Source organism: Rhizobium sp. GR12 (genome assembly GCF_036596185.1).
Lineage (GTDB): Bacteria > Pseudomonadota > Alphaproteobacteria > Rhizobiales > Rhizobiaceae > Agrobacterium > Agrobacterium nepotum.
Map to the genome: position 1 here is coordinate 1 of NZ_JASXTH010000002.1, position 14,223 is coordinate 14,223.

The window sequence follows — 14,223 nt, forward strand, 5'->3', positions numbered from 1 at the left end:
TTCCATTGCATCTTCCTTGTGACTGATAACCCATTGGTATCATTCGCAAGTCGCACTTCAAGCTTGAACCCACCCCCAGCTACACGATAAATCGCATAAGATAGATTATGGAACTTAAAGATCATTTGGAGTGTGGTGCACACGGTAAAGGTCATTTTACCCGCAGACGGCATTACAGCTCGCCGGACGTTTCACGGCGGCGCAGGTCGAGTTCTTCGCTGTAACGCCTCAACGTATGGCTTTCCGTCAGCAGGCCAACGGGTCGGTTTTCGATCTTGTCGTTGACGACGACCAGTGCTTCGCTTTCCGTGGCGTCGAAGGCTGCCGCTGCCTGACGTGCGTTCATCGCCGGCAATAGTACGTCATTCTTGTAGCGTAGATAGGTTTCGAGGCTGATCTTGCTCGGATCGCGATCCATCGGGTCGGCGTAGATTTCCGGTAGAAGGACGATGCCAGCGTAACGCCCGTCATCATGGGTCATGATCACGCGCTGCGTCGAACCGAGCGGGAATTTCTCCTTGAAGGCCGGAAGACCCATGCTGACATTGGCCTTGCGGATATCGGCACGCATCATCTTGCCCACCGTCAGGTCGCGTATCCAGCCAATGTCATGGGCGCTGCGAATGCTTTCGCCCCGCAGGTGAAAACGCCAGGTCGCGAAGGAGTAACCGAAGGTCGTGCGCACCACGAGCGAGGTGGTGATGACGGCGGCGAGCACCAGAACCGTGATCTGAAAGTCGCCGGTCAGTTCCAGCGCCAGAAACGTCATTGTCAACGGGCCACCGATGATGGCAGCGGCGAATGCGCTCATGCCGATCACGGCATAGACGATCGGCGATGTCGAGCCGTAACCGATATAAGGCGCACAGATTGCAAAAATCTTGCCAAGCAACGAGCCCATGAACAGCGAGGCGAAAAACAGGCCGCCGCGGAAATTCGAGCCGATGGAAATGGCGCTGGCCGCCGCCTTCAGCAGGAAAAGACCGGCAAGTCCGTATATCGTCAGGTTAGCATCGATGTTGAGATGGAGCGCGCCGTGGCCACTCGACAGGACCTGCGGCGAAATCAACGCAAGGCCGCCAACCGCCACGCCCCCGATTGCTGGACGCAGCCAGCCGGGAATGGCGCTTTTGCGGGCCGTCTCCTCGATAAGGGAGACCGTCTGCATCAGCACGATCCCGATCGCGGCGCAAACCACGCCGAGAAAGATGGCCGGCACATAGTCCGGCGGCGTCACGCGGCCGGCGTCGAAAATATCGATCGACAGGCCATGGCCGCCGATAAGCCCCGCCACGATGCTCGCTACCAGCGCCGACACGACAAGCGGCGCGAGCGTCACGACGGTATAGGTGCCGATGATGAGTTCGATGGCGTAAAACGCTCCGGTCAGAGGGGCGTTAAAGGCTGCGGCGATGGCGCCCGCAGCACCACAGCCGACGAGGATACGCATGTCCCCTCGCCTCAGTTTCAGTTTGATGCCGATCTTCGAGGCAACGCCGCTGGCGATCTGCGTATAACCGGCTTCAAGCCCCACCGAAGCGCCGAAACCGTTGGAGACGATGTTCTGCACACAGACGATGATGCTGTCGGTCAGCGACAGGCGGCCGCCATGCAGCGCATTCGCCTCGATGGGGTCGACCATGGGCTTTTTGCGGGTCTTCGAAAGAAACAGGATGACAATGCCGAGCACGATGCCGCCGATGATCGGCCCGAAAAATACGATCCAGCCGGACAGATCACTGCTGCTCAGCCGCTCGACGCCGAAGACCAGAACATGCAGCGCCGTGCTCAACGCGCCGATCAGCGCCACCAGAAGGCCCGCGGCAATGCCGATGAAAACCGCAAGGACCACCAGCCCCAGTTCGCCGCGCCGGAACATCGCCCGCAGGCGGCTGGCGCGCAGATTGTCGAAGAAGCTCGCCATACTGGGTGCACGGAAAGGCCTTGTCGACATGCTGTTCCTTTTAGGGTGCTTCGATTTCGACTTCGAAACGCATCTGGTCGTAAGCCGGTTCAACATGTTCAGGCGTTTCGCGCATCACCGTGTCATAATCGAGCGGAATATGCATGTGGGTCAAGATCGCTCTTTTGGGTGCCAATCTTTCGATCCAGCCGAGCGCCTGTTCGAGCGAGAGGTGGCTGGGGTGATACCGGTGCTGCAACGCATCGATGACGAGAACATCGAGGCCGGCAAGCTTGCCCAGACTTTCGGCCGGAAAATCGCTGACATCGGTGCAATAGGCGATATCACCGATGCGGAAGCCGAGCGAATGCACGTCGCCATGCTGCTGCATATGCACGTTGAAAGGTATCGGTCCGCCTGCCCCGTCAACGATCAGTGTCGCGTCGATATCGGCGATGATCCGGGGTTCGACGATCGGCGGATAGCTGCTGCCCGAAGGCGTTTCCAGACAATAGGCGAAACCGTCCCTTATGCGCGCCATGGTGACAGGGTCCGCATAGATAGGAATACGGCTCTGCTGGATGGCGAAATAAATGCGCAAATCGTCAATGCCGTGCAGATGGTCGGCATGGGCATGGGTGTAAAGAACCGCATCGACCGCCTCAACCTTCGCGGCGATCATCTGCTCGCGAAAATCGGGGCCGGTGTCGATGACGACGGTGGTCTTGCCGCCGTCAGGCCCGATCTGCTCCACCATAAAGGCCGCACGCGTGCGCCGATTCCTGGGGTTATCAGGGTCACAGGCACCCCAGTCGCCGTTGATTCGAGGCACGCCGGGAGACGACGCGCATCCGAGAACCGTGAAGCGGCGACGGTAGATTGCCACGCCTACACCCTTGTCATCTTCGAAAAGCAGCGGAAGGCGTTCTCAGTGGTGATTTCCGCCATGCGATCAAACGAAACACCATGCACCTCGGCCAGAACTTCCGCCGTGTTGACCACATAGGAAGGCTCGTTGCGTTTGCCGCGCCAGCGCTTCGGCGCAAGATAGGGCGCATCGGTTTCCACCAGCAGACGTTCGAGCGGCACGGTGGCGGCGATATCGCGAATATCCTGCGATTTCGGGAAGGTCAGGATGCCGGAAAAAGACACATAACCGCCGAGTTCGACACCTGTTTTCGCCAGATCAGGGCCGGCGGAAAAGCAATGCAGAATGAAGGGAAAGGCACCCTTGCCGCTTTCCTCGCGCAGAATAGCGGCCATGTCCTCATCGGCGCTGCGGCTGTGGATGACGAGCGGAAGCTTCGTTCTCCTTGCCGCCTCGATGTGGCGAATGAGGCCGGTTCTCTGGTCATCCGGCTTTTGCGTGTCGTAGAAATAATCCAGCCCCGCCTCGCCGATCGCCACGATCTTGTCGTGGCTTTCCGCCAGCCGCACGAGTTCATCCGCCGAAATATCGAGTTCTTCGTCAGCATTGTTGGGATGCGTGCCGACCGAGCAGAAAACCGACGAATATTTCTCCGCGATCTTCAAAAGCTCCGGCAGACGGCGCACCCGCGTCGAGATCGTCACCATCTGGGCAACGCCGGACGCATGGGCGCGGGCGATGATATCGTCGCGTTCCGCCTCGAAATCGGGAAAATCCAGATGGCAATGCGTATCGATCAGCATGGTTGTCGCCTTCACGCTTCCGGTGCGACGTAACGCGGGAACACCGGCTTCGGTGCTTCCAGCGGGGTACCTGGAACCAGACGGCCTGCCTCACCGAGTGCCGAAAAATCACGCTTGTCGGCGGCAGCCGCAACCAGATCGAGCAGCTTTTCGCAGGAGCCTGGCATGAAGGGCTGCAAGAGAATACCGATCTGGCGCACCACTTCGGCCGTCACGTAAAGCACCGTGCCCATACGCTCCGGATCGGTCTTCTTCAGGGCCCATGGCTCCTGTGACGCGAAATAGCGGTCGGTTTCCGAGACGACGGCGATGATGGCCGCAAGCGCACGGTGGACAAGCTGCTTGCCCATCTCCTCGCGGCAAATCTCAAGTAGCCCATCGGCCGAGGCGAGCATCGCTTTGTCTTCATCGTTAAACGCGCCGGGCGTCGGGATCTGCCCATCGCAATTCTTGACGATCATCGACAGCGAACGGCTGGCGAGATTGCCGATGCCATTGGCGAGATCGGCATTGATGCGGGTGGCGATGCCCTCTTCGCTGTAACTGCCGTCCTGGCCGAAGGAGACTTCGCGCAGGAAGAAATAGCGGATCTGATCGAGACCGAAATGGTTGACCAGATTGGCCGGATCGACAACGTTGCCGAGCGACTTCGACATCTTCTCGCCCTTGTTGAGCAGGAAGCCGTGCGCATAGACCCGCTTGGGCAGCGGCAGCTTCGCGCTCATCAGGAAAGCCGGCCAATAGACCGCGTGGAAGCGGATGATGTCCTTGCCGATGATATGCACGTCGGCGGGCCAGTATTTCGCACGTGGACCGTTTTTGTCTTCGATATAACCCGTGGCGGTGATGTAGTTGGTCAGCGCATCGACCCAGACATACATGACGTGCTTCGGATCGTTAGGAACCTTGATGCCCCAGTCGAAGGTGGTGCGGGAAATCGACAGGTCCTTGAGGCCGGATTTGACGAAGGAGACGATTTCGTTGCGACGCTCGGCCGGGCCGATGAATTCAGGGTTTTCCTCGTAGAGCTTCAGCAGCTTGTCCTGGTATTCGGAGAGCTTGAAGAAATAGCTCTCCTCCTCCACCCATTCGACGGGCGTGCCCTGCGGCCCGTAGCGGACGCCATCGGCGCGTACCTCCGTCTCGTCCTCGCCGTAATAGGCTTCGTCGCGCACGGAATACCAGCCGGCATAGCTGTCCTTGTAGATGTCGCCGCTATCGGCCATCAGGTTCCAGATATTGCGCGAGGTCTCGTGGTGACGTTCTTCCGTGGTGCGGATGAAATCGTCGTTCGAAGCGTTGAGCAGCTTGCCCATCTCGCGGAACTGCTCGGAATTGCGCTGCGCCAGCTCTTCGGGCGAAATGCCTTCCGCCCGCGCCGTCTGCTGCATCTTCTGGCCGTGTTCGTCGGTGCCGGTCAGGAAGAAAACATCCATTCCATCCAGGCGCTGAAAGCGCGCCATGGCGTCCGTCGCGATCAGTTCATAGGCGTGGCCGATATGCGGCTTGCCGTTAGGATAGGAGATCGCGGTGGTGATGTAGAAAGGTGTCTTGTCTGTCATGACGGTCTATCGACTTTACAGGCTGTTTTTTTGGATAGACCGCTCTTAAACGATTGTTCGCAACAGCGAAAGCAAAAGCGTACGTTCCGTACGATCTCTTGGGCCTCACACGCTGCGGATGTCTTCCAGAATGGAAAGCACCATCTGCTTCTTGTCGAGATTATAGGCCTGCGCAACGGTAATACGTTCCGAAAGCGTGGAGGAAAGGCGCGCGTGTTTTTCCGCAGCAGCGATATCGCCCGCCATTGCCGCCGCCCGTGCCCGCGCCATCAGCTCTTCCGTCACATGCTCCATGAAGAAGCCGAGAACGATGTCGCCGTCCTTCTGCGCCAGAACTTCGGCGAGCTTGTGCATCTGCTTGCGGGCACCCGGCCCGTCCGCCGCCATGACCGAGGCAAGCGCCTCGACAATGTCGGAGCCGCCGTAATTCATCAGCTTCAGCGCCTGCGCGACGCTGCCCTTGGAACCGGCAAGCAGGGCGTCGCGTTTTTCTCCGCTGGCACTGATGCCGAGATGATCGAGGCTCTGCACCATATCCGCATCCGAAAGCGGCAGCAGCCGGAGCGGCATGCAGCGCGAGCGGATAGTCGGCAGCAATTTCCCCGGCGCATGCGACAGGACGAGGAACATAGCCCGCTTGGGAGGCTCCTCCAGTATCTTGAGAATGGCGTTTGCGGCATTGCGGTTGAGATCGTCAGCCGGATCGATGATGACGATCCGCCAATTGCCGGTGCCCGAGGTCTGCGAGAAGAAGTGCCCTGCCCGCCGCACCTCATCCACCGTGATCGCGGATTTGACGCGACCGGTTTTTTCATCCACCGGACGGGTCAGATGCAGCAGATTATGCGACGCACCGGAGGTGATCTGCCGGCTGACAAGCGATTGCGGATCGGGATCGGCCAGAACATCCGGTGCTGAGGCTGGATCGGGGTGGTTCAGCACATGATTGGCGAAACGAAAGGCGAGCGTCGCCTTGCCGATGCCTTCCGGCCCTTCGATCAGAATGGCATGGTGGCCTTTGCCGGAGCGATAGGATTGCGCCAGAAACACTTCCGCTTCCTTGTGCCCGAAAAGTTTCGTGTTCTGCTGCGGCGCGATTGCGCCTTCGAGAACGCCCTGAACCTCACTCATGCTCCGCGCCCGTCGCAGTTTCCAGCCGTTCGAGCAATGGCTCGACAAAGGACATGACGTCTTCCGTCACTTTTTCGGCTGGCTGGTCGGCATTGACGATCCGGCAGCGACGCGGTTCGGCAAGCGCGATATCCAGATAGGCCTCCCGCCGCTTCTCGTGGGTCTCTATTTCCTCTTTTTCGAACCGGTCTGGCGTAGCCCCCTCATCCGCACGCTTTCTGGCGCGGGCAAGTCCCTTTTCGGCGGCAATGTCGAAGATCAATGTCAGTTCCGGCACGACCCCATCGATCGCGACGCGCTGCAGCGTCTCGATGAAATCCGGCTCCAGATTGCCGGTGGTGCCCTGATAGACGCGGGAGGAATCGAGAAACCGGTCGCAAAGCACGATTGCGCCCTTCTCCAGTGCCGGGCGAATGACCTCCTCGACATGGTCGTTACGCGCCGCCGCGAAAAGAATCGCCTCCATGCGCACGCCGAAGGATTCGGCAGCACCCGACAGGAGAACGTGCCGCACGGCCTCCGCCCCCGGTGAGCCGCCCGGTTCCCGCGTCACGACCACATCGAAACCACGGCCGCGAAGCGCCTCGGCAAGCGTGCGAATCTGCGTCGACTTGCCGGCGCCTTCGCCGCCTTCGAAGCTGATGAACAATCCGGTCTTTTCGGCCAATGTCACGTCCTGTGAGGAATTCTCAGAAATATTGAAATGCCTGTTTACAGCATCGGACCGAAAAGTGTGAAGCGCTTTTCAGAAAATCCGGTGCCTGAACAAAAGCATAGGGAAAGTTGCGGCTTGCGGGAGCGGCATCAAAGCCAGAACAGCAGCAATTCCTTGAGCGCACCTGCCGCATTCTGGGTCAGCGTGCCCTTGCCGACCGCCGCCTTCGTATAAAGCGGCACTTCTCGCAACAGCCGCTCGCCGGAATAAATTTTCAGCGTTCCGGCATTTGCGCCGCTATCCAACGGCGCATTCAGCGGCCAGCGATAAACGATCCGCCCGGAAATCCGCTCCGGATTGTTGACCGGCACCAGCACGCTGACGTCTTCTTTCGCTGACAGGTCGATATGCGAGACATCGCCGCCATAAACGCTGACGGAACCGACAGCTTCGTCTCTCGCGAAAATATGGCGTTTTTCGAAGGCAGTCAGCCCCCAGTCCACCACCCGGCGGGCCTCTTCCTGCCGCGTCTTGTCATCGGCGATGCCGGCAAGCGCCAGATAGACCCGGCGTCCATCGCGCTCGGCCGAAACCACGGCTGCGAAACCGCTGCCTTCCGCAAAACCAAGTCCGAGACCGTCTATGCCGCTGCCCGGCACAAGCAGCGTGTTCTTGTTGCGTTGGAAAATCCGGTTCCATTCGAAATCCGGCCTGGTGAAAAGCCCATATCGGTCGGGATAGGTATCGCGCAGATGCCGGGCGAGAAGCACCATGTCCTTCGCGTTCGTCTGATTGCCCGGATCGGGAAGCCCCGTCGAATTGGCGAAGGTGCTGCTGCCCATGCCAAGTTCGCCCGCCCGCGCCGTCATGCGCTTGGCAAAGGCGGGATCGGACCCGGCCATGCCTTCGGCTACGATGATGCAGCCGTCATTGGCGTTCTGCACGACAATTCCGGTCAGGAGATCATTGATGCTGACGGAGGATTTAAGCGCTGCAAACATGGTCGAGGTTCGCGAGGGCGCGCCGCCCGTCCGCCAGGCATATTCCGAAACGGGATAAGCCGTCTCAGGTGTCACCTGCCCTTTGGCCAGCGCATCCAGCACCACCTCCACCGTCATCAGCTTGGCAAGCGACGCCGGCGGAAAGGACTGGTTTTCATTTTGGGAAAGCAGCACCGTGCCGGTCTCGGCATCGATCATATAGGCCTGTTCGGCCTTGGCGATGAAAGGCGCTGTTTGCGATTGCGCCGGACCATTGCCGAAAAATGCAAAGACTGCCGCCGCAGCGACCGAACACAAAGAGCGATGAATGGTCTTGCGCATGTAACCGCCCAATTTTGCCCTGCTGTAACCGGCCACTCGCACTGAAAGCACGAGACGACCGCAAATCCTACAACCCGTCAGCGTGATGCTGTCTGCTGACGCTTCACATGGGCTAGTATGGACTGCTCGTTAAGCGCTCCCCGATCGACGAGAACGCTGTCGAAGGCGCGCGAGGTCTTGGAAACGGCTGACGATTCCTCGGAATAGGCGGCCGCATATTTGGAAGACGGCGTCGGCACGCGCAGATAGTTGCCGCCAGGCGCTGCCGGCTGATGGATGAAATTGCCTTCCGGACGCTCGGCGAGGAACGGACCGATTTCCGGCAAAATCGCAAACTGCTCGAACGACGGCGCAGGGCCATTGACCAGCGGCATGGCCTGAAGCGCCGCATTCTTCTTGGAGCCCACCAGAGCCGTCTGGGTGGAGCCGCCATAGCTCCGGCCCGAATCTTGAGCCGGCACGAAATTCGGGGAAGCCGAAGCCACCATCACGCCTGTGGCGATCTGCCCTTCCGGCGCGACGCCCGGAGAGCGCGAGCCCTTCGGAATATAGGACGCCATCAGATAGGGCATGTCGTGACCGTCAAGCGGCGCGCGACCGGCATATTGCACCCGCACATTCGCCGTTCCGGTCGTCTTCATATCGAGTAGATCGGCCGTCTTGCTGGAAACGTCGATCAGGCGGCCCGCATGGAACGGCCCGCGATCGTTGACGCGGACCAGAACCGAAGCGCCGTTTTCCACGTTGGTGATGCGTGCATAGCTCGGCAGGGGAAATGTCGGATGTGCGGCGGAAAGGTGTTCCTTGTCGTAGACTTCGCCATTCGCCGTCAGGCGGCCGTGGAACGCGGAACCGTACCAGGAGGCAAGACCGGTCTTGTTGTAACCCGGCTCTTCTTTCGGAAAATAACGACGGCCCTTGACGGTGTAGGCGTTGCCGAGAAGCTCGCGCCCGCCACCCTTGGGAATGTTCTGGCCATCGGCCACACGCGGGCTGGCTTTCACGCCATATTCCGATTCGGAAAAATATTCCTTGCTGCGTTTCTGCTTCGGTTTGGTCTCGGATGTGGTGGAACACGAAGCTGTCGCGGCGCAAAGCACGGAAATTGCAAGCCACTTCACGCCCGATCTGGCGTTGATGCCGAGTTTCTTGACCGTAGATTTCAAATCGTTTGCCCCACGCTGCTTGCTGGCTCGGAGAACCGCACCCTCTTCCGCTTCGATTGCCTTGCCCCTGCCATCGAAGCACCTAACAGTCGCTTAATCTTGTGCATAACGTGGCGAAAATGCGAACGGCTTCTGCAAAATCGATAAAATTGTAACGAACGTGGTTAATGATTTATGTCTTTTCCGCAACACTGAAAGCGCCATGTGCCCGCAGTCGTCCCTCTCTCCCGGTGTTCGCCTCGACGGAACAAATGGAGGGCCGCCGCGTTTCCTCCCCGCAAACAAGCAAGCTTCCGCCGGTTTTCGGCTGAGGGAGGAAACCATGATCAAGTCAATAAAAGCTACGGGTCTGGCGCTCGGCATCGCCCTGATATCCATCGCTGCGCCGATCCCGGCAGGCGCGCAGGACATGGAGCTGAGGATAGGCCCCGACGGCGTCCGCCCGGTCATCCGCGATCGCGACCGAGACATGGACCGCCGTGGCCCGCCGCGCATGCGCGGCTGCAGCGAACGCGAAGCCCGCGCCGCTGCCCGCGAATCCGGCCTGCGTGACCCTGAAGTCGTACGTGTCACTCCCGGCCGAGTCGTGGTCCAGGGTTTCACCCGCCGCGGACCTGAGCGCGTCACATTCGCAAACGAACGGGGCTGTCCGGAAATCTGACTGGATTTGAAATATGGAGCCCGCCGAAAGGCGGGTTTCTTCATTCTTGATAAGTTTCCAGGCCAAAACCACGACACGGCGAGACAGTCACCCGTTCGCGTTTTCAAATCATCTTTTTGGAATTGTATGGCAGATGGGGTGGGATTCGAACCCACGGTACGCTCTCACGCACGCCGGTTTTCAAGACCGGTTCCTTAAACCACTCGGACACCCATCCTTCGGTGGTGAGGCTTTATAGCGTTTTGAAAAAGGCCGTCAATCCCGCCGAGCCAAGCAGGCGGCGCGTCGTGTTCCCGGTTTGCAAATCATTGTCCGGGTGTCGCTGCAGGCGGCAGCAGTGATCCCTCGCCCGAAGGAAGCGCCGGACTTTGCTGGGGGGCCTCGACGAGCGCCAAGCTCAAAACGATTGCCACAAGCACCAGTAAAAGCGCCACGAAGAGAATTCCGGATTTATCCATGCGTCTGCTCATGTCCGGTTATGTTAGGGGCGAATATGTGCAATTCGAGGCAGTGAAAGAATAAAGCAGCTTCCTGTCAAGTTGCCTGACAGATTTCGCCAGTTCAATTCCCAAAATCTTTCTACTTGAGCAAATTTTATGCGCCGGCGTACTGTTTTGAACGGAAGTGGCCTATCGCGTCAGCAATATTGTCGTTTATATAGTCACATCGCTCCCGGGCATTGCCCAACTTTCCCCGAGCGATCAACCTGCCCCGCCCGTTTGCGGGGCTTTTTTCTTTGATGTACCGAAGAAATGCGACCGCTGAATAAAGGCTGGATTCGCGGAAAAACACCCTTCTTTAAAGGCGCGATCGTTTAGACACCGATGCTCGGTCCGCCATCACCGTGCCTGCCACCTCGGAAAATATCCTCGAAAAGGTTCAGCAGCGCCGGCGGTAAGGTGTCGGACAGCTCAGCGATGATCTCGTTGGCGCGATTGTAGGAATAGATGGCGCAAAGCGTCAACACCAGCAGCACGATCCACGGCCAGATCGATTTGCGCCTTGGCGGCGCTCCGTTCGGTTGTTGCGGTACAGTCATCACGGCACCTTCCGTTCAGGCCTTCACGCGCGGTTCGCCTCCCGGCGCATAGGCGGTTTTTTGCTGGAACCGGAATATGTTGCCGCACTGGCCACAGCGGATCATGAATTGTGTCGGATCAACCGAGGCGCGCTCGGTGCGAAAACCGCGCGGCATTTCATCGATGCGAAAATCAAGGTCGTGACGACCCTTTTCATCCGATTCCGACACCTCGGCAAACCCCTGATGGCCACATTTGGAACATTCGAGTTTCCGGGAATATCTGTCGCGCGCTGCCATATGCCCGTCCTTTGCTTGCATCCCATCAGGTAGCAGCGGCAAAACATCATTTCAATGGCGATCGCCGCAGGTTAAAGCTTTGCCCATCTATTTCCACTTGGGAAAGCGCCCGGCGGCAAGAACGAACCTGGAAGCTCATGCACAACGAAAGACCCCTGCTTTCATCGTCCCTGGTGCGACGCGCCGTCATCGTCGCCGTCATTATTCTCGGTTTTGTCGCCGCCCTCAATTTCGGCGTCAGATGGTATGGCGAACGGATTCTTCAGGCGGGCCATACGACGGCGACCGACGTGGTGGAGATCACGATCGGCAACGACCGGCTGAAGCTGTCCAAAAACACCCTGCGGGTGCCTTCCGAACGCTATGATGGCGAGCGCGAGCGGGCCGATCTTTATCTGACCTGGCCAGACCTCAAGGGATATGAGGACGCCAATCGCGCTGTTTTCGACGATCCGGCACAGGCCGCGGGGCTGATTTTCATCCAGCTTTCGCAAAGCACGATGTCTGAGGACATGTCCGGCCGTTACGGGCCGATCTATGCCCGGCTGACGGAGGGTGAGCCGGTGCCGCTGAAACACGGCCTCACGCTGCATCGCCTGCGTGCCGATTCGGGCTACGGCAAGGAAGTCATATTGACGGGACAGCGCGAGGGAGAAAGCGATTATGTGGTGCGCTGCCTTCTGCCACAAACGCCGCAGGAGGCAACGGGCAGCGACTGCCAGAGGGATATCCACGCCGGCCAGGATCTCAGCCTGTTCTACCGTTTTTCCGCCGGCCTGCTGCCGCAATGGAAAAAGCTCGACGCGGATGTGAAGCACTATGTCGAGCAACGCCTCTTAAAAGACTGAAATCCGTGAAACGGCGCAGGACAGATTGCGCGCGAAAAGTCGCATTTTATGGATCGTGGATACCTTTCATAAACCACTTGGTAACGCCATCCCGATAAAGTTTCTTCCCGGAGCACTCGGGCGGGGCGCGTCCGAGCGGAATAGAAATATGCGATTGAAGAGTTCAGCAGTGTTGAAAAGTCTATTTGGGGCAGATTCGCGTAAAGCGGGTGCAACGTCTTTGGTAAGGTTTCTTGCGTTGACCCTTGCTGCGGCGTTCATAACCGCAACATCCGTGGGCACCGCGCAGGCGGACCCGAAATATGCGGGCATCGTCATCGACGCCAAGACCGGCAAGGTTCTTTACGGCGAAGATCCGGATGGCCTGCGCTATCCCGCCTCGCTGACGAAGATGATGACGCTTTACCTGACATTCGAGGCGCTTAATTCCGGGCGTATATCGCTCGATTCGAAGGTGCCGGTCTCGGCCAATGCCGCCAAGGAGCCGCCGTCCAAGCTCGGCGTGCGTGCCGGCGGCAACGTCACGGTCGAACAGGCCATCCTCGCACTCGTCACCCGTTCGGCAAACGACATGGCCACCGCTCTCGGTGAATATATCGGCGGTTCCGAAGACCGTTTTGCCAGAATGATGACTGCCAAGGCCCGCGCGCTCGGCATGACCCGCACCACCTATCGCAACGCCAACGGCCTGCCCAACACGGCGCAGATGACGACGGCGCGCGATCAGGCTCGGCTCGGCATCGCGCTTCGCCAGCATTATCCGCAATATTACGGCTATTTCTCCACCCGCACCTTCAATTTCGGCAAGCAGGTCATCGGCAACCACAATCGTCTGGTCGGAACCGTGCGTGGCGTCGACGGTATCAAGACCGGTTATACCCGCGCAGCCGGCAGCAACCTTGCGACATCGGCGCAGATCGACGGCCGCTCCATCGTCGCCGTCGTTCTCGGCGGCCGCTCCAGCGCCGCCCGCGACTCCACCATGCGCAAGCTGGTTGCGACCTACCTGCCGCAGGCCTCGCGCAGCGGCAACAGCAACCTGATCGCACAGACGCGGTCGATGCCGGTTGAAGAACCCGTCACTGTCGCCGCCGCTGTTCCCTCCGTGGCAGTCGCCGCAACCGATGCCGGCCTGCCGCATGCTGGCCCCGTGCCGCAGACCCGTTACGAAGATGCGCCGGTCACAGCCTTTGCAGGCTCCTCTTCCAATGCGGCCGTAAAGGCCATGGAAGCCGCCACCTGGCAGAAGGGCAAGGATCCCATCGCTCAGGCGTCCGTCGCACCGGACCGTAAGTTGATTACCAACTCGACCAAGCTGGACAATATCGTCACCGCATCCACGCCAGCCTCCGCACCTTCCGTTTCCGCAAAGGCGGATGCTCCGCAGGGCGGCTGGGTGATCCAGATCGGCGCATCGCCGGACGAGAATTCCGCGCGCGGCCTGTTGCAGAGCGCGCAGGAAAAAGGCGGTGCGGCTCTTCGTTCCGCAAAACCCTTCACGGTCGCCTTCAATCGGGAGGGCGCCCAGGTCTACCGCGCCCGCTTCGGCGGCTTCGATGGCCAGAGCGCCGCGGTAAATGCATGCAATGCATTGAAAAAGAAAGGCGTCAGCTGCTGGGCGTCACTCCAGTAATGGGCGTTCACGCAGGCGGTGGCTCACAGTTGAAACATCGCCTGTCTCCTCGAATTGTGTAATGAGTAGCGAGGCTTTCCAAGATGGCAGTCAACGAGAATTATTCGGACATTGCGTCTGGCAACGGGCACGGCAGCCCGTCGGTTCTGCATCCCATTCACGAGGCGGCAATGCGCATTGCCGATCTCGGTCTTAATCGTTCCAAGGCAAAGACGCGCGATCTCGTCAGCCTGCTTCTGTCGCATGGCGCCCGCGCCTGGCGCTCCAACCAGCCGGAAGCCAGCATCCACCTTCATGTCGCCCGCCGCTCCGGGCGCGCTCCGGTCCATATCCGGATCCGCTGAAGAACCGAA

15 protein-coding genes and 1 tRNA gene are annotated in these 14,223 nt (G+C 59.4%); 4 read left to right on the forward strand and 12 right to left on the reverse strand.

Features of this window, described 5'->3' with window-relative positions:
* Positions 1–172: 172 nt before the first annotated feature.
* From QSK43_RS02925 to QSK43_RS02960, 8 genes are all read right to left on the reverse strand, one after another.
* Positions 173–1,954 (reverse strand): chloride channel protein, encoded by a 1,782-nt coding sequence (locus QSK43_RS02925; RefSeq protein WP_332302246.1) that lies wholly within the window; start codon positions 1,952–1,954, stop codon positions 173–175.
* Between the two features lie 10 nt (positions 1,955–1,964).
* Positions 1,965–2,789 (reverse strand): MBL fold metallo-hydrolase, encoded by an 825-nt coding sequence (locus QSK43_RS02930; RefSeq protein ID WP_332302247.1) that lies wholly within the window; start codon positions 2,787–2,789, stop codon positions 1,965–1,967.
* Between the two features lie 2 nt (positions 2,790–2,791).
* Positions 2,792–3,574, reverse strand: a complete 783-nt coding sequence (locus tag QSK43_RS02935) for a TatD family hydrolase (RefSeq protein ID WP_332302248.1) — start codon at positions 3,572–3,574, stop codon at positions 2,792–2,794.
* An 11-nt stretch (positions 3,575–3,585) separates the two neighbouring features.
* Positions 3,586–5,136 (reverse strand): methionine--tRNA ligase, encoded by a 1,551-nt coding sequence (gene metG, locus QSK43_RS02940; RefSeq protein WP_332302249.1) that lies wholly within the window; start codon positions 5,134–5,136, stop codon positions 3,586–3,588.
* Between the two features lie 105 nt (positions 5,137–5,241).
* Positions 5,242–6,267 (reverse strand): DNA polymerase III subunit delta', encoded by a 1,026-nt coding sequence (locus QSK43_RS02945; protein WP_332302250.1) that lies wholly within the window; start codon positions 6,265–6,267, stop codon positions 5,242–5,244.
* Complete coding sequence (gene tmk, locus QSK43_RS02950) at positions 6,260–6,934, reverse strand: dTMP kinase (protein WP_332302251.1); 675 nt, start codon at positions 6,932–6,934, stop codon at positions 6,260–6,262. The genes QSK43_RS02945 and tmk overlap by 8 nt, the downstream gene beginning before the upstream one ends.
* Positions 6,935–7,071: 137 nt before the next feature.
* Positions 7,072–8,244 (reverse strand): D-alanyl-D-alanine carboxypeptidase family protein, encoded by a 1,173-nt coding sequence (locus tag QSK43_RS02955; RefSeq protein ID WP_332302252.1) that lies wholly within the window; start codon positions 8,242–8,244, stop codon positions 7,072–7,074.
* 77 nt (positions 8,245–8,321) lie between these two features.
* A complete protein-coding gene (locus QSK43_RS02960) occupies positions 8,322–9,410 on the reverse strand; it encodes a septal ring lytic transglycosylase RlpA family protein (protein WP_332302253.1) in 1,089 nt (362 codons plus the stop codon).
* Between the two features lie 322 nt (positions 9,411–9,732).
* Between QSK43_RS02960 and QSK43_RS02965 the strand changes: the two genes are divergently transcribed.
* A complete protein-coding gene (locus QSK43_RS02965) occupies positions 9,733–10,071 on the forward strand; it encodes a hypothetical protein (RefSeq protein ID WP_332302254.1) in 339 nt (112 codons plus the stop codon).
* A 127-nt stretch (positions 10,072–10,198) separates the two neighbouring features.
* On the opposite strand, the gene QSK43_RS02970 is transcribed toward QSK43_RS02965, so the two are convergent.
* From QSK43_RS02970 to QSK43_RS02985, 4 genes are all read right to left on the reverse strand, one after another.
* A tRNA-Ser gene (locus tag QSK43_RS02970) sits at positions 10,199–10,288 on the reverse strand.
* Positions 10,289–10,376: 88 nt separating this feature from the next.
* Positions 10,377–10,529 (reverse strand): hypothetical protein, encoded by a 153-nt coding sequence (locus tag QSK43_RS02975; protein ID WP_332302255.1) that lies wholly within the window; start codon positions 10,527–10,529, stop codon positions 10,377–10,379.
* A 356-nt stretch (positions 10,530–10,885) separates the two neighbouring features.
* A complete protein-coding gene (locus tag QSK43_RS02980) occupies positions 10,886–11,110 on the reverse strand; it encodes a hypothetical protein (protein WP_332302256.1) in 225 nt (74 codons plus the stop codon).
* A 15-nt stretch (positions 11,111–11,125) separates the two neighbouring features.
* The gene (locus QSK43_RS02985) at positions 11,126–11,389 is read right to left on the reverse strand and encodes a hypothetical protein (protein WP_332302257.1); all 264 of its coding nucleotides are present in this window, start codon (positions 11,387–11,389) and stop codon (positions 11,126–11,128) included.
* Between the two features lie 137 nt (positions 11,390–11,526).
* Between QSK43_RS02985 and QSK43_RS02990 the strand changes: the two genes are divergently transcribed.
* The 3 genes from QSK43_RS02990 to QSK43_RS03000 all read left to right on the forward strand — a co-directional run bounded on the left by QSK43_RS02990 (position 11,527) and on the right by QSK43_RS03000 (position 14,214).
* The gene (locus QSK43_RS02990; RefSeq protein ID WP_332302258.1) at positions 11,527–12,237 is read left to right on the forward strand and encodes a hypothetical protein; all 711 of its coding nucleotides are present in this window, start codon (positions 11,527–11,529) and stop codon (positions 12,235–12,237) included.
* A 148-nt stretch (positions 12,238–12,385) separates the two neighbouring features.
* A complete protein-coding gene (locus QSK43_RS02995; RefSeq protein ID WP_332302259.1) occupies positions 12,386–13,870 on the forward strand; it encodes a D-alanyl-D-alanine carboxypeptidase family protein in 1,485 nt (494 codons plus the stop codon).
* Between the two features lie 83 nt (positions 13,871–13,953).
* Positions 13,954–14,214: a hypothetical protein gene (locus QSK43_RS03000; RefSeq protein WP_045018448.1), complete on the forward strand. Its 261-nt coding sequence runs from the start codon at positions 13,954–13,956 to the stop codon at positions 14,212–14,214.
* Positions 14,215–14,223 lie beyond the last annotated feature (9 nt).